The 14065-nt window shown below is 60.9% G+C and carries 16 protein-coding genes; 12 read left to right on the top strand and 4 right to left on the bottom strand.

The window, feature by feature from the left end; genetic code table 11:
• Positions 1-337: 337 nt before the first annotated feature.
• Both rhtA and B9N88_RS25465 read left to right on the top strand, forming a co-directional pair.
• Positions 338-1225, top strand: coding sequence for a threonine/homoserine exporter RhtA (rhtA, locus tag B9N88_RS25470; RefSeq protein WP_027607139.1), 888 nt, complete (start codon positions 338-340; stop codon positions 1223-1225).
• 165 nt (positions 1226-1390) lie between these two features.
• The gene (locus B9N88_RS25465; RefSeq protein ID WP_027607138.1) at positions 1391-1672 is read left to right on the top strand and encodes a hypothetical protein; all 282 of its coding nucleotides are present in this window, start codon (positions 1391-1393) and stop codon (positions 1670-1672) included.
• 107 nt (positions 1673-1779) lie between these two features.
• Here the strand turns inward: B9N88_RS25465 and B9N88_RS25460 are convergent, their stop codons facing one another.
• The 3 genes from B9N88_RS25460 to B9N88_RS25450 form a co-directional block, all read right to left on the bottom strand.
• Positions 1780-3588, bottom strand: a complete 1809-nt coding sequence (locus B9N88_RS25460) for an aminopeptidase P family protein (protein WP_027607137.1) — start codon at positions 3586-3588, stop codon at positions 1780-1782.
• Between the two features lie 39 nt (positions 3589-3627).
• A complete protein-coding gene (locus tag B9N88_RS25455; RefSeq protein ID WP_027607136.1) occupies positions 3628-4788 on the bottom strand; it encodes a cysteine desulfurase family protein in 1161 nt (386 codons plus the stop codon).
• Positions 4789-5022: 234 nt separating this feature from the next.
• Positions 5023-5292, bottom strand: coding sequence for a hypothetical protein (locus B9N88_RS25450; RefSeq protein ID WP_027607135.1), 270 nt, complete (start codon positions 5290-5292; stop codon positions 5023-5025).
• 402 nt (positions 5293-5694) lie between these two features.
• Here B9N88_RS25450 and msuE point away from each other — a divergent pair, with 402 nt between their 5' ends.
• Genes msuE through B9N88_RS25430 form a run of 4 tightly spaced genes read left to right on the top strand, consistent with a single transcriptional unit; the run spans position 5695 to position 9766 of the window.
• Positions 5695-6258, top strand: coding sequence for an FMN reductase (msuE, locus tag B9N88_RS25445; RefSeq protein ID WP_027607134.1), 564 nt, complete (start codon positions 5695-5697; stop codon positions 6256-6258).
• A gap of 9 nt (positions 6259-6267) precedes the next feature.
• Positions 6268-7407: an FMNH2-dependent alkanesulfonate monooxygenase gene (ssuD, locus tag B9N88_RS25440; protein ID WP_027607133.1), complete on the top strand. Its 1140-nt coding sequence runs from the start codon at positions 6268-6270 to the stop codon at positions 7405-7407.
• 55 nt (positions 7408-7462) lie between these two features.
• Positions 7463-8650, top strand: a complete 1188-nt coding sequence (locus tag B9N88_RS25435) for an acyl-CoA dehydrogenase family protein (RefSeq protein WP_027607132.1) — start codon at positions 7463-7465, stop codon at positions 8648-8650.
• A gap of 12 nt (positions 8651-8662) precedes the next feature.
• Positions 8663-9766, top strand: a complete 1104-nt coding sequence (locus B9N88_RS25430; RefSeq protein ID WP_027607131.1) for a sigma-54 interaction domain-containing protein — start codon at positions 8663-8665, stop codon at positions 9764-9766.
• On the opposite strand, the gene B9N88_RS25425 is transcribed toward B9N88_RS25430, so the two are convergent.
• Positions 9755-10120 carry an antibiotic biosynthesis monooxygenase gene (locus B9N88_RS25425; RefSeq protein ID WP_027607130.1) on the bottom strand — a complete coding sequence of 122 codons (366 nt, stop codon included), beginning with the start codon at positions 10118-10120 and terminating at the stop codon, positions 9755-9757. The genes B9N88_RS25430 and B9N88_RS25425 overlap by 12 nt on opposite strands.
• Before the next feature lie 99 nt (positions 10121-10219).
• Here B9N88_RS25425 and soxR point away from each other — a divergent pair, with 99 nt between their 5' ends.
• From soxR to B9N88_RS25395, 6 genes are all read left to right on the top strand, one after another.
• Positions 10220-10660, top strand: a complete 441-nt coding sequence (soxR, locus tag B9N88_RS25420) for a redox-sensitive transcriptional activator SoxR (protein WP_027607129.1) — start codon at positions 10220-10222, stop codon at positions 10658-10660.
• A 91-nt stretch (positions 10661-10751) separates the two neighbouring features.
• Positions 10752-11210: a VOC family protein gene (locus B9N88_RS25415; protein WP_027607128.1), complete on the top strand. Its 459-nt coding sequence runs from the start codon at positions 10752-10754 to the stop codon at positions 11208-11210.
• 220 nt (positions 11211-11430) lie between these two features.
• A complete protein-coding gene (locus tag B9N88_RS25410; RefSeq protein WP_027607127.1) occupies positions 11431-12633 on the top strand; it encodes a PepSY-associated TM helix domain-containing protein in 1203 nt (400 codons plus the stop codon).
• Positions 12630-13169 carry a hypothetical protein gene (locus tag B9N88_RS25405; RefSeq protein ID WP_027607126.1) on the top strand — a complete coding sequence of 180 codons (540 nt, stop codon included), beginning with the start codon at positions 12630-12632 and terminating at the stop codon, positions 13167-13169. The genes B9N88_RS25410 and B9N88_RS25405 overlap by 4 nt, the downstream gene beginning before the upstream one ends.
• Positions 13166-13489, top strand: coding sequence for a hypothetical protein (locus B9N88_RS25400; protein WP_027607125.1), 324 nt, complete (start codon positions 13166-13168; stop codon positions 13487-13489). Before B9N88_RS25405 ends, B9N88_RS25400 begins: the two co-directional genes overlap by 4 nt.
• Positions 13486-14046, top strand: a complete 561-nt coding sequence (locus B9N88_RS25395) for a DUF6162 family protein (protein ID WP_027607124.1) — start codon at positions 13486-13488, stop codon at positions 14044-14046. Before B9N88_RS25400 ends, B9N88_RS25395 begins: the two co-directional genes overlap by 4 nt.
• The last annotated feature ends 19 nt before the right edge of the window (positions 14047-14065 follow it).

Raw genomic sequence — 14065 nt, 5'->3', positions numbered from 1 at the left:
AGAAGATCGAATCGTTAATAGCGCCAAACAACACGACTCTACCAACGCCTTCTGGGCTTCGATGAACTGAAGCAATCCGCTGTCTTATTCTGCATAACTCGTTGTTTACCAAGGAGTTTTACGTTTCGACTGCGCCGGAAGTGGGGCGAATTATAGACTTCCAGGATCTGCCGTCAACACTTAATTTGGTTTTTCTATCAAAGTGCCTGCCAACCTTCAAATCCCTCTATATAGAGAAGGTCTCGCTGTCGAATTGAGCAATATATTGCTCAAAGCCGAACGATTAAGCATCATAGCAGCCCCTGATTCTCGAATATGACCTCGGACGAACGCCCCAATGACCACCTCCCCCCGCAGCTTGGCCTCGGCATTGTTTCCTGTCGGCCTGCTGTTGATCGCCATGGCCTCCATCCAGTCCGGAGCCTCACTGGCCAAGAGCATGTTCCCGATTGTCGGCGCCCAGGGCACCACAACCCTGCGCCTGATCTTCGCCAGCGTAATCATGTTGCTCATCCTGCGACCATGGCGCGCCAGGCTGACCGCAAAATCCCTGCGTACAGTGGTTGTTTACGGCATGGCCTTGGGCGGCATGAATTTCCTCTTCTATATGTCCTTGCGCAGCGTTCCCTTGGGCATTGCCGTAGCCCTTGAATTCACCGGACCACTCGCCGTCGCGATCTACGCGTCGCGCCGAGCGGTAGACTTCCTGTGGATAGCACTCGCGATCATCGGCCTGCTCCTATTGATTCCCATGGGGGAAGCCAGCAGCGGAATCGACCTGGTCGGCGCGACCTATGCTTTGGGGGCGGGGGCTTGCTGGGCACTCTACATTCTGTTCGGACAGAAAGCAGGCAACGACAACGGCGTCCAGACCGCCGCCCTCGGCGTAATGATCGCAGCCCTTTTTGTGGCGCCCATCGGTATCGTCCATGCCGGCACCGCATTACTGACCCCGGCATTGATTCCGGTCGCCATCGGTGTCGCGATCCTGTCAACGGCACTTCCCTACACCCTGGAGATGGTAGCGCTGACACGCCTCCCCGCCCGCACCTTCGGAACACTGATGAGCATCGAGCCTGCTTTCGGTGCACTCTCAGGACTTTTCTTCCTGCAGGAGCACCTATCCCTACCGCAATGGCTGGCCATAAGTTGCATTATCATGGCCTCGGTAGGCGCGACACTGACGATGCGCAATGACTCCAAGCCGCTGGTTCCGGCGGATTGAATCATCAGTGAAAGTTGCTCTGGTATTTGCTGCGTATTTAGGCCATGTTTAAACTGCAAACGAATGTCATTCATGGAGTTTTTCGACAAGGACAGCACGAACGCTACACTCGAGAGCGAGTAGAGCCGACTTCGAGCATTGTGAAGTGGCTATATAAGGATGGGAATGAAGCGAATTTTGATACTGTTAATGGTCGTGGCTATTGCTGGCTGTGCCGCGACTACCAAGACAGAAGTAAAACGCGGCAAAAAAGGGCTGCATATCAACTGTTCCGGCCTGTCTTCTTCCTGGGACCAGTGCTACACCAGTGCAACCAACTCTTGTGGCGCCAAAGGCTACCGGGTTATCGCCAAGTCCGGTGACAATTCCGAGGAACCAGGGGACTATCCCTTCGGCCTAAACCCTGCCGGCTATACCAGCCGCAGCATGATCGTCATCTGCAAGTGATCTCCTCCGAGCAGTCACCAGCGACTGCTCATACACATGCCTGATATAACGCCGTCCCTTCGCGGCGCTGCAACTGAATTATTGCAGCTCCTGATTTTTGCACCCGGTCAAATAGCCGTCGTGCGCACCTGCAACCACTCCAACGCAGCACCGCTGAGCAGCGGGCTCAGGCGTTCACGCACCTCGGCATGGTACGCATTGAACCACTCGCGCTCATCCGCGGTGAGCAGCGACGGCTCCAGGCAACGGGTGTCGATCGGGCACAAGGTCAGGGTTTCAAACGAGAGGAACTCACCAAACTCGGTCTTGCCTGCCTCGCGGTTCAATACCAGGTTCTCGATACGCACACCCCAGCGGCCAGGGCGGTAGGTGCCCGGCTCGATGGAGGTGATCATCCCTGGCTGCATCGCGGTTTGCGGCGCAGTGGCGGCCTGGTAGGCGATCACTTGTGGGCCTTCATGCACATTGAGGAAATACCCTACGCCGTGCCCGGTACCGTGGCCGTAGTCCACGCCTTCGGCCCAGATCGGCGCACGGGCAATGGAATCCAGCAGCGGCGATAGAATGCCTTTGGGGAAATGCGCACGTGACAGTGCAATCACGCCCTTCAGCACACGGGTGCAGTCACGTTTCTGTTCGTCGCTCGGCGTACCGATAGGCACCATCCGCGTGATATCCGTAGTGCCGCCCAAATACTGGCCACCCGAGTCGATCAGCAGCAAGCCATCGCCTTCGATCACCGCATGCTCTTCTTCGGTGGCGTGGTAATGCGGCATGGCCCCATTGGCATTGAACGCTGCGATGGTATTGAAACTCAGCGACACATAATCGGGGCGACGGGTGCGCGCAGCCGTCAGGTGTTCATCGATGGTCAATTCAGTGATGCGTTCACGTCCGAGTGCACTGTCCAGCCAGGCGAAGAATTCGCACAGCGCCGCGCCGTCCTGTTCCATGGCGCGGCGGATGTGCTCCGCGTCCGCCAGGCTTTTGCGGGATTTGGCCAGCGTGGTCGGGTTCAGCCCTTCGATCAGCTTGACGCCGGCATTCAGGTTTTCCAGCAGACCGGCAGTAACGCGGGCCGGGTCAACCTGCATGCTGGCGCCCGATGGCACCGCATGCAGTGCATCCGCCACGTCGCTGTAGTCGCGCAACGTCACACCATCCTGCGCAAGCACCGCGCGCAGGTCCGCGTCGACTTTACTCAGCGCCACAAACAACGTGGCCTGTTGTTGATTGATCAACGCAAACGACACAAACACCGGATTAAACGAAACATCGCCGCCACGCAGGTTGAACAGCCAGGCGATGTCATCCAGGGTGGCGATGAAGTGCCAGTCGGCGCCCTTCTCCTTCAAACTGGCGCGCAGCGCAGCAAGTTTATCGCCACGGCTCACGGTCGCTTGCGGTGGCAGATGCTGATAGATCGGCTGGCTCGGCAGGCTCGGACGGTCTTTCCAAACCACATCGAGTACGTCGATATCAGTCCGCAGGCGCGCGCCGCGCTCTGCCAGCCTCGCGCCCAAGGTGCGCGACGACGCGACAGCCATCACCGCACCGTCCACCGCCACCACACCGCCTTCCGGCGTCTGCTCAGCCAGCCACTCCAGCGGCCCGGGTTGGCCCGGTTGCAGCTTGACCAATTCAATGCCACTGCCCTTGAGCTCCTTGGTCGCCTGTTCCCAGTAACGGCTGTCGGCCCAGACACCGGCGAAATCCGCAGTGACAATCAGCGTGCCTACCGAACCATGGAACCCCGACAACCATTGGCGCCCCTGCCAGTAACCCGGCAGGTATTCGGACAAATGCGGATCAGCCGACGGCACCAGCAGGGCGTGAATGCCCTCGCGGCGCATCAGTTCGCGGGTGTGCGCCAGGCGCTGGGGAACCGTTCCATGGGTCAAGGGCTGCGTACTCATTGTGTCTCCTGCTAACCACTAATAATTGTTATGTGAAAATCAGACGGCCCAGAACGCCGGTGCACTGGCCAGTGCGGCCTTGATCAATTGCACGGCCTGGTCGATGTCCTGCTCGGTGGTAAACCGGCCCAGGCTCAAACGTATGGTGCGGCCGGCAGAACGTGCGTCAAGGCCCAACGCAAGCAGCACGTGGGAAGGCGCGTTGCTGGCGGAGTTGCATGCCGAGGTCGCCGAAAAGGCGATGCCCGCGCTCAACGCAGCAGCGTCGAATTCACCTTCGCTGAACGTAAGGCTGAGGGTGTGAGGAATGCGCTGCGCAGGGCTGCCATTGAGGCGCACGCCACCGAGTGTATCCAACTGCTCCAGCAGGCGCTGACGCAAGGTCATAATGACAGCCTTCTCCTGCGCAAAAGACGCCGCCGCCAGAGCGAACGCCGCGCCCATGCCCGCAATCTGATGGGTAGCCAGGGTACCGGAGCGCAAGCCCCCCTCGTGGCCGCCACCATGAATCTGTGCCGACACTTTCTGTTGCGCCCGAGGGCCGACATACAGCGCGCCAATCCCCTTGGGGCCATACAGCTTGTGCGCGGAAAACGACATCAAATCCACCGGCCACTGCGCCAGGTCGATCGCCACCTTGCCCGCGCCCTGCGCCGCGTCGACATGCAACAACGCGCCATGCTCACGCACGCGCGCGCCGATGGCGGGGATGTCATTGAGGGTGCCCAGTTCGTTATTCACCAGCATCAGCGATACCAGAAAGGTATCTTCACGCAATGCTTCGCTGACGGCCTCGGCGCTGATCAATCCGTCGGCGTCCGGCACCAGGTAAGTCACGGCCACACCGGCTTCCTGAAGCTGTCGCGCGGTGTCCAGCGTGGCCTTGTGTTCAATCTGGCTGGTGATGATATGCCCGCCCGCCACGCCACGCGCCTGGGCAACGCCCTTGATCGCGAGGTTATTGGACTCAGTAGCGCCGGAGGTCCAGACGATCTGTTCAGGCTCTGCGCCGACCAGTTCGGCCACCTGGCGACGCGCCTGTTCAACCGTTTGCCGGGCCGCCTGGCCGAACGCATGGGAACTGGACGCGGGGTTACCGAAATTGGCATTGAAGCCCAGACACTCGACCATCACCTGGATGACGCGTTCGTCCACCGGGGTGGTAGCGGCGTAGTCGAAATACAGCGGACGTTTATTCATGACAGTCAAGACTCGCAGAGCAGGTTCCCGAGAGCAGCGTCTCAGGGGCATCGGCCGGAACAGAGGTCGTCAGGTTTACCGGATCGAATGCCATTAAAGAAGGACAACTTTAAGTAAATGTGCGTAGGAACGCTCCTGAAATTCAGCTTAACAGGCTGAAGTCGTGCCATGGCAAACAAAAAGCCCGAGGTTCCTTCAAGGGAAGCCTCGGGCTTTTTGCTGCGCAGTGCCAATTCAACTGGGACGACCATGCAAAACCACGTTGCGCTCGGCGTTCATTTCGCCCTGGCGATCAAATCCGAACGGCTTCTGTGGCTGGCCGGTCAGTGCGGCGCGCTGCTGTTGATATTCATCAAACGACAAGCCACGACGGCTCAGCGCTTCCAGGGCCAGTTGCTTGCTCTCTTCGGCCGTGTAGGGACGCAATTCCGGCGATGGATGGTTCGCACACCCGGCGAGTACGGCGCTGACAATCACTAAGCAAACAGCAAGAAATCGGTTCATGGAGGTAGCCCTGGAAAGAAGGTTTCGAGTCAATGAACACAGGCTACTCCCGACCTCACAGAGGGAAAAATCACCGTCCGTGATAGTCGCTATCAACCGCCAACGCCCCCTCGATAGCCACCCCCCCCTTATATTTCCTTATGATCTATAAATATGGAAATACGTTCATTTACGGAATAAATGCAACGTTCTATAAAGGACTTGCACCGCAACTGCACTGTTCGCCACGCAACTGTTTGCCAGGCAACAGCCATTCAACAAATCACCAGTCAGACAACAGCAGCATTTTTCAGCAGTGAACCTGCAACCCACGCCAATCAAGGCCTGCCCCCGTTGGTACAGCTCTTGCTCAACAGGTTGCACTCCACCTGCTATGAACCACTGTTGATAAAGGAACTGTTCATGACCCGTCCCCTGAATGTCGTTGCCCTCTCCGGCGGAACCTGGCGCCCGTCCCGGACCCTCGTGCTGACCCAAGCCGTACTGGCTGAATTGGCGACCTTGCTGCCGATCCAGACCACCCTGATCGAGCTGGGCGACATTGCCCGGCCACTCGGTGGTGCGCTGTCACGGGATGAGTTGCCCGCCGAGGTCGAAGCCCAACTGGTGGCCATCGAACAGGCCGACCTGCTGATCGTCGCCGCACCGGTCTATCGCGGTTCCTACCCTGGCCTGCTCAAGCATCTGTTTGACCTGGTTGGCCTCAACGCCCTGATCGACACACCGGTATTACTCGCAGCCACCGGCGGCAGCGAGCGCCACGCGCTGGTTCTCGATCACCAACTGCGGCCGCTGTTCAGCTTCTTCCAGGCCCTGACCCTGCCGATCGGGGTGTACGCCACCGAGGCCGACTTCACCGATTACCAAATAACCAGTGAGCCCTTGAAGGGCCGTATACGCCTTGCGGCAGAACGCGCAGCGCCGTTGTTTGCAGCGCACTCCCCCTCTCTGCTGAAAATCGCTTAAGGATTGGTCATGGATGTTTTCTGGTTTCTGCCAACACATGGCGACGGTCATTACCTGGGCACCACCCAAGGTGCACGGCCGGTCACCCTCAATTATCTGAAGCAAGTCGCGCAGGCGGCTGACAGCCTGGGTTACCACGGCGTGTTGATTCCTACCGGCCGCTCGTGCGAAGACTCCTGGGTCATCGCCTCGGCGTTGGTGCCGCTGACCGAGCGCCTGCGTTACCTGGTGGCGATTCGCCCGGGCATCATCTCGCCGACCGTTTCTGCGCGCATGGCGGCGACCCTGGATCGCCTGTCCAACGGTCGCTTGCTGATCAATGTGGTCACCGGCGGTGATCCCGACGAGAACCGCGGCGACGGCAGCTTCCTCGACCACAGCGAACGCTACGAAGTCTCCGACGAATTCCTGCAAATTTGGCGCCGCGTATTGCAGGGCGAATCAGTGGACTTCGAAGGCAAACACCTGCGCGTACAGAACGCCAAGGCGCTTTACCCACCGGTGCAAAAGCCTTATCCACCGTTGTATTTCGGCGGTTCCTCGGATGCCGCCCACGACCTCGCCGCCGAACAGGTGGATGTGTACCTGACCTGGGGCGAACCGCCCGCCGCCGTCGCCGAAAAACTCGCGGATGTGCGTGAACGCGCTGCCCGCCACGGGCGTACGGTGAAGTTCGGCATTCGTCTGCACGTGATCGTGCGCGAGACCGAAGAGGACGCGTGGAAAGCCGCCGACAAGCTGATCGAGCACATCAGCGACGAAACCATTGCCGCCGCACAAAAATCCTTCTCGCGCTTCGACTCCGAAGGCCAGCGCCGCATGGCCGCCCTGCATGACGGGCGCCGCGACAACCTGGAAATCGCCCCCAACCTATGGGCCGGTGTCGGCCTGGTACGCGGCGGTGCCGGTACCGCGCTGGTGGGCAACCCCCGGCAAGTGGCCGAACGCATCAAGGAATACGCCGACCTGGGCATCGAAAGCTTCATCTTCTCCGGCTACCCGCACCTGGAAGAAGCCTATCGCTTTGCCGAGCTGGTGTTCCCGCTGCTGCCGGAACCCTATGCCAGCCTGGCCGGACGCGGCATCACCAACCTCACTGGCCCGTTCGGCGAAATGATTGCCAACGATGTTCTGCCAGCCAAGGCCTGATCGGCGCAGCGGCGGGAGCGGCATTGGTCGTTCCCGCTTATAAAGAGGAAACCCCGTGACAGCCAAACCCCACAGCGTCCTGCCATCACCGTTGCAGACCGCCAGACTGCTGGCCGCCGAATTCGCCCTCACCGCCGTCGAACGCGACGAGCGCGGTGGCACCCCCAAGACCGAACGTGACGCCCTGCGCCAAAGCGGCCTGCTGGCCCTGAGCATTCCCACCCAATATGGCGGCCTCGGCGCCCGCTGGAGTGACACCCTGGCCATCGTGCGCGAGTTCGCCAAGGTCGACAGCTCCATTGCCCACGTCTTCGGCTTCCACCACCTGATGCTGGCCACCGTGCGCCTGTTCTCGCGGCCGGACCAATGGCAACCCTGGTTCGAACAGACCGCGCGCAAAAACTGGTTCTGGGGCAACGCCCTCAACCCATTGGACACACGCACCGTGGTCAAGGACTTCGGCGGCTGGCGCGAGTTCTCCGGCAAGAAGAGCTTCTGCTCCGGCGCCAGCGACTCGGAAATGCTGATTGCCTCGGCGGTGGATGAAAGCGCCGGCGGCAAGCTGCTGATCGCCGCCATCCCCAGCGGGCGCAGTGGCATCACTCTGCACAACGACTGGAACAATATCGGCCAGCGCCAGACCGACAGCGGCAGCGCCAGCTTCGAACGGGTGCGCGTCGAGGAGTCGGAATTGCTGCTCGACCCGGGCCCGCTGAGCACGCCTTTTGCCTGCCTGCGCCCGCTGATCGCCCAGTTGACCTTCACCCATATGTTCCTCGGCATCGCCGAAGGCGCCTTCGAAGAAGCGCGCAACTACACGCTCACCGAAACCCGTTCCTGGCACAAGTCCTCGGCCGAAGACGTGCGCCAGGACCCTTACGTGCTGCATCACTACGGCGAATTCTGGGTGGCCCTGGAGGGTGTGCGCCTGTTGGTGGAACGCGCTGCCGAGCTGCTCGACCAGGCGTGGGCAAAAGGCCCCAACCTCAGCGAAAACGAACGCGGTCAACTGGCGATTGCCATTGCGACCGCCAAGGTCGCCGCCACCCGCCAAGGCCTGGACCTGTGCAGCCGCCTGTTTGAAGTCACCGGTGCACGCTCCACCCACGCGTCACTGCGCCTGGACCGCCATTGGCGCAACCTGCGCACGCAAACCCTGCACGACCCGGTCGACTACAAACTCCACGAGCTGGGGGACTGGGCGTTGAACCAATCCCTGCCGATTCCGACGTTCTACTCATAAAAAGAGGTGCCCATGCAGCTTCTAACCTTACCGCCCTCGCCCGCCCTTGCGACGTCGATCCGCGCCACGGCCCAGGTCTTCGAAGACCCGAAATCCAAGGCGCTGCTCGACCATATCCAGCAAGTGGCGCCCAGCGAAGCCAGCGTGCTGATCATCGGCGAGACCGGTACCGGTAAAGAGCTGGTGGCGCGCCACATCCACAACCTCAGCGCGCGGCGCAACCGGCCGTTCGTGGCGGTGAACTGCGGGGCGTTCTCCGAATCCCTGGTGGAAGCCGAGTTGTTCGGCCATGAAAAAGGCGCGTTTACCGGCGCCCTCAGCGCCAAGGCCGGCTGGTTCGAAGAGGCCGATGGTGGCACCTTGTTCCTCGATGAAATCGGCGATTTGCCGATGCCCATCCAGGTCAAGCTGCTGCGCGTCCTACAGGAGCGCGAAGTGGTGCGCCTGGGCTCGCGTAAGAGCATTCCGATCGATGTGCGCGTACTGGCCGCCACCAACGTGCAACTGGAAAAGGCCATCAACGCCGGGCATTTCCGCGAAGACCTCTACTATCGCCTCGACGTCGTCAGCCTGGAACTCAGCCCGCTGCGCGAGCGCCCCGGCGATATCCTGCCGCTGACCCGGCATTTTATCGAAGCCTACAGCCAGCGCCTGGGCTACGGCCCGATCACCATCAGCCGCGAGGCCGAACACAAGCTAAAGAGCTACAGCTGGCCGGGCAATATCCGCGAATTGGAAAACGTGATTCACCACACCCTGCTGATCTGCCGTAACGGCGTGATCGAACGCGACGACCTGCGCCTGTCGAACATGCGCATCGAGCGCCAGGACGACAGCCAGCACGGCACCGACAACAGCGCCGAGGCCTTGCTGGAGCGCGCGTTTCAAAAGCTCTTCGAAGAACAGGCCGGCGCCCTGCACGAAAAGGTTGAAGACGCGCTATTGCGCGCCGCCTACCGCTTCAGCCATTACAACCAGGTGCACACCGCCAACTTGCTGGGCCTGAGCCGCAACGTCACGCGCACACGCCTGATCAAGATCGGCGAGTTGGCGGTGAACAAGCGTCGCCCTGGAGAAAACCTGCAGGGCGAGCGCATGCTGCACCTATCCATTTAGGCGGCAGTGCAACGCGTTGTCATGGCTGCGCTCGAAACTGCGCAGCACCTGGAACGAACCAAAGGTCACGGCCGTGGCCTGGTGGGCGCGAATCAGCGTCCAGAAATCTTCCTCGCCGTGCTCAAAGCATTGGAACGCCGCTTCGCCGTCCTCGCGGGAGCGCCATTGCAGGTAATTGAGCACCCGCCGCCCGTCTTCGCTGACCTGCACGCTCGCATTGATAAAGCCGCCATGGCCCTGTGCCAGGCGTTCACTTTGGGTGGACAAGGCCGCCACCAGCGCCACTTGTTGCTGGGGCTCGATGTGAAACTCGATCAGTTGAGTGAAACTGCGATTCTTCTCTGATACCGGCATGAACACTCTCCTTTCTCTGTAGGCAGAATCTTGTGATTCGATACCACGCAGGGTAAAACCTCTAGTTAAGTCAAGGTCAAGCGCTTAATTGGAGTATTCATGGTTACCAAAGAGCTCACCGTCGGCCAACTGGCAGCCCGTAGCGGTGTAGCTGTTACGGCCCTGCACTTCTACGAAACCAAGGGGCTGATCAAGAGTCATCGCAATGCCGGCAATCAACGACGCTATCCACGGGATGTACTGCGCCGGGTGGTGGTGATCAAGATCGCCCAACGCCTGGGAATTCCACTGGCAACGATTGGCGAGGCGTTGCAGACGTTGCCGGAAGGACGCACGCCCAACGCTCAGGATTGGGAGCGGTTGTCCGCGCTGTGGCGGGAAGACCTCGATGAGCGCATCCATAAGCTGATGCTGCTGCGGGACAAACTCACCGGCTGTATTGGGTGTGGATGCTTGTCGCTGGACGCGTGCCCGTTGCGCAACCCGGATGACCAGCTCGGTGGGCGCGGGCCGGGGGCGCAATTGCTGGAGCCCGGCTGAACGCCCCCTTGTCGGGGCCCTCGGAGCCCTTGATGGGCATGGCCTATAGTGAAGAGGCCGTGCCTCCACAACCACAATCAAGAAGAACGAAATGAGCGTTAAACCCATTCCCGAGGGTTATCACAGTGTCACGCCCTATATGGGCATCGACAAAGCCTCAGAGGCTATCGAGTTTTACAAAAAGGCCTTCGGCGCCACCCAAATCATGCGCCTGGACATGCCCAATGGCAGGGTCGGCCATGCCGAGCTGCGCATTGGTGACTCGGCGATCATGCTGGGCACGCCCTGCGATCAGATGTCCCTGAGCAATCCGGCTGAAAGCACCAGTGTCGCCTTGCATCTGTACGTGAACGACGTAGACGCACAGTTCAAACAAGCCGTCGCAGCGGGCGCCAGCGTGGTGTCCGAACCGGAGGACCGATTCTATGGCGACCGTTCGGGCAGCGTGAAGGATCCATACGGTCACCTTTGGTACCTCGCCACCCGCAAGGAAGACCTCAGCGAAGAACAGATCCGTCAGCGCGCCATGGAAATGTTCAAGCAAGGCTGAGCACCGGGGCCGGTTCGCCGGCTCCTACCCCACTTCATGAATACCCCCACGCCGTAAAAACCCGCTGGATATGAACCTGAAACATTTTCTTTCATATCCACCTTGGGGATTTCTCATTCTCATCCGTCTTAACTTAGATACAGCCTGTCGCGTCAGCAAAAGCTACGACTGGCCTTTTCCGGGCCTCCCTCGCCCTCTCCTGATCAAGACCCTCTTTCACATGTCGAAGAAGTCACGCTCAAAACTCTGGTTTCTCGTCCATAGCTGGCTGGCCTTGCCCATCTGGTTCTTTGTACTGATTGTCTGCGTCACCGGCACCCTGGCGGTGGTCAGCCAGGAAATCGTGTGGCTGGCCAATCCGGACATCCGTGCGAGCAAGCCGTCGGATGATGCCGAGCCGCTGAGCTACGACCAGGTGATCAGCGCCATCAAGCGGGCCGAACCCCAGGTCATCGTGCAGTCTCTCAGTCGTCCGGATGAATCGCACTTTGCCCTGAGTGTCGACCTCAGCTACCCGGACGGGCGCTCGGTAGAGGTCTACGTCAATCCGTACACCGGGGCGATCCAAGGCATCAGCCCGTCGTTCAACTTCCGTCAGTTCACCCGCGCCCTGCACGGCTGGTGGCTGGTGCCGTTTACCAATGGCTTCAGCTGGGGCTGGTACCTGGTGTCGCTGCTCGGCTTGCCGTTGCTGGCCTCACTGGTCACCGGCCTGGTGGTGTACAAGCGCTTCTGGAAAGGCTTTTTCAAGCCGACCCTGCGTATCCGCCACGGCGCGCGGATTTTCTGGGGCGACTTCCACCGCCTGAGCGGTATCTGGTCGATCTGGTTTATTGCGGTGATTTCCATCACTGGCACTTGGTTCCTGATCCAGGCAATCCTGGGTGACAACCAGATCTCCATCTCCAGCGAGCCCATCGTCCCGGTGATCGCCCGCGAAAAAGTCCCAACCTCAGCCCCCGGCGTGCCTGCGCCGATGATTCCGGTGGATGAGGCGATCGCGATCGCCACCCAACGTATCCCGGGGCTGGAGGCGAGTTTCGTGAGCCTGCCGCTCAATGCCTACAGCCACCTGCAAATCGGCGGGCGGGGCTGGTACCCGCTGATGTTCCAGACCGCTCAGATCAACCCGTATGACGGCGAAATCGCCTCGTCGCACCTGCTGTCCGACCGCACCAAGCTGGAGTTCGTCACCGAGTCCATGCGCCCCCTGCACACCGGCGACTTCGGTGGCCTCTGGATCAAGCTGATCTGGGCGTTCTTCGGCCTGGTGCTGAGCATGATGGTCTTGAGCGGCCTGTTGATCTGGACCAAGCGCACGGCCCTGGCCACCCTCAACGCTCTCAAGCGCGAAGCCAAGACACAACGTGCGCCGGCACCCACTCCGGCCATGCAGGCTGAAACCTCGGAGGCCAACCCATGAGCAAGTCCGCCAACGCTACCCCGCCTTCACCGTTGCGGGCCTTCTGGCTGAAATGGCGTTTTCACATCAATGTCCTGCTGTTGCTGGTACCGCTGGGTTTCATGCCCAAGTACTTCGCCGATGCCGCGCTGTTTCGCGGCGACACCGGCATCGGCGAGCGGGTGGCCGGCGACGTACAGGTCGGACCCTGGAGCCTCACGCTGGCCGAATTCCGCAACGAAGGCCCACGCCCCGACCCGGCCGGCCCGATGAAGTTCTTCAACGCCGCCCTCTGCGCCACCTGCGCCGACCAGGTCAAGGCCACCTACCTGCGCATCGGCAAGCCGCGCAGCCTGCGCGCCGCCGGGGTGATCTTCTTCGGCACCCCGTACCGCATGGGTGCCGGCCTGCCCGTGCCGGAACGTACCCCCGTCGATGCCGAACTGTGGGTCACCATGGAAGGCTGGGACGGCACCATGCACCAGGGTTCCATCCCGCTGAGCCAGGCCTCGCCTGCCACCATTGCCTGGCTGAACAAGCAAGGAGTCAAACCATGACGTTCAAGCGCCTGTCCCGCGCCGCGCTGTTGCTGTGCGCCGCTTTCAGTACCACCGTCCTTGCCCACAACCCGATGTGCGAATGCAAGGAAATCCCCGGCGAGCAGATCCAGTGCAAAGGCGGTTTCTCCGACGGCAGCGGTGCCCCCGGCGTGACACTGGATGTGATCGGCTATGACGAAACCATCCTGGTGCCCGGCAAGCTCGGCCAGGACTCCACCCTGACCTTCAAGAAGCCGTCCGCCGAGTTCTACGTGCTGTTTGATGCAGGCCCCGGTCACGTGGTGGAAATCGACCAAGCGGATATCCAGCCTCAATGAGTACGACACAGGTTGTTCGCCCCGCCGGTGCCGGCCACGAAACCCTCTACGTCCTGCTGCTGTGCCTGATCATCCTCGCGGTGGCGGGAACCGTGGTGGCGCTGCACGGTGAAACCCAAGCAGTCGCGGCGCTGCCCCGCCATCAACTGGATGCCCGTCGCGACCTGAGCGCCGCCGAACAAGGCATCTACGCCGACCTGCGGGTCACGCTGGATGAAATACACTTGCTGCAGCAGGAGCAAAGCGCCCTGCCCACCCCCGAGCAACTGGCCGAAGAAGGCTTCGCGCCGTTTGCCCAGGACGCCAGTTCGGTCAGCCGCGGCGACCATCGCTGGCAGTTGTTGGCGAATTCGGCCTACTTGGGGCTGAGCCAGACCCCGACCACCAGCGGTTCACTGCTGATGCGCGTGCAGGGCAGCGAGCCGGATATCTGGCTCAACCGCGGCACACACCTGGCCGCCCCCTCCGACCTCACTGACCAGGCGCTGATCGCAGCCGGCTGGCAGCAGGTGGTCGCGCAATTCGATGCCGGCGTCACCCGCCAGCACCGTCACTGAACGAGAAGACCGATTGCCC

The organism is Pseudomonas sp. LAMO17WK12:I1, assembly GCF_900177315.1.
Classification (GTDB): Bacteria; Pseudomonadota; Gammaproteobacteria; order Pseudomonadales; family Pseudomonadaceae; genus Aquipseudomonas; species Aquipseudomonas marginalis.
Note: the sequence above shows the minus strand (reverse complement) of the source record. Positions and strands in the feature narration are given on the sequence as shown.

Coding starts and splice junctions, on each gene's coding strand:
- rhtA (WP_027607139.1), top strand. CDS start 338: ATGACCACCTCCCCCCGCAGCTTGGCCTCGGCATTGTTTCCTGTCGGC.
- B9N88_RS25465 (WP_027607138.1), top strand. CDS start 1,391: ATGAAGCGAATTTTGATACTGTTAATGGTCGTGGCTATTGCTGGCTGT.
- B9N88_RS25460 (WP_027607137.1), bottom strand. CDS start 3,588: ATGAGTACGCAGCCCTTGACCCATGGAACGGTTCCCCAGCGCCTGGCG.
- B9N88_RS25455 (WP_027607136.1), bottom strand. CDS start 4,788: ATGAATAAACGTCCGCTGTATTTCGACTACGCCGCTACCACCCCGGTG.
- B9N88_RS25450 (WP_027607135.1), bottom strand. CDS start 5,292: ATGAACCGATTTCTTGCTGTTTGCTTAGTGATTGTCAGCGCCGTACTC.
- msuE (WP_027607134.1), top strand. CDS start 5,695: ATGACCCGTCCCCTGAATGTCGTTGCCCTCTCCGGCGGAACCTGGCGC.
- ssuD (WP_027607133.1), top strand. CDS start 6,268: ATGGATGTTTTCTGGTTTCTGCCAACACATGGCGACGGTCATTACCTG.
- B9N88_RS25430 (WP_027607131.1), top strand. CDS start 8,663: ATGCAGCTTCTAACCTTACCGCCCTCGCCCGCCCTTGCGACGTCGATC.
- B9N88_RS25425 (WP_027607130.1), bottom strand. CDS start 10,120: ATGCCGGTATCAGAGAAGAATCGCAGTTTCACTCAACTGATCGAGTTT.
- soxR (WP_027607129.1), top strand. CDS start 10,220: ATGGTTACCAAAGAGCTCACCGTCGGCCAACTGGCAGCCCGTAGCGGT.
- B9N88_RS25415 (WP_027607128.1), top strand. CDS start 10,752: ATGAGCGTTAAACCCATTCCCGAGGGTTATCACAGTGTCACGCCCTAT.
- B9N88_RS25410 (WP_027607127.1), top strand. CDS start 11,431: ATGTCGAAGAAGTCACGCTCAAAACTCTGGTTTCTCGTCCATAGCTGG.
- B9N88_RS25405 (WP_027607126.1), top strand. CDS start 12,630: ATGAGCAAGTCCGCCAACGCTACCCCGCCTTCACCGTTGCGGGCCTTC.
- B9N88_RS25400 (WP_027607125.1), top strand. CDS start 13,166: ATGACGTTCAAGCGCCTGTCCCGCGCCGCGCTGTTGCTGTGCGCCGCT.
- B9N88_RS25395 (WP_027607124.1), top strand. CDS start 13,486: ATGAGTACGACACAGGTTGTTCGCCCCGCCGGTGCCGGCCACGAAACC.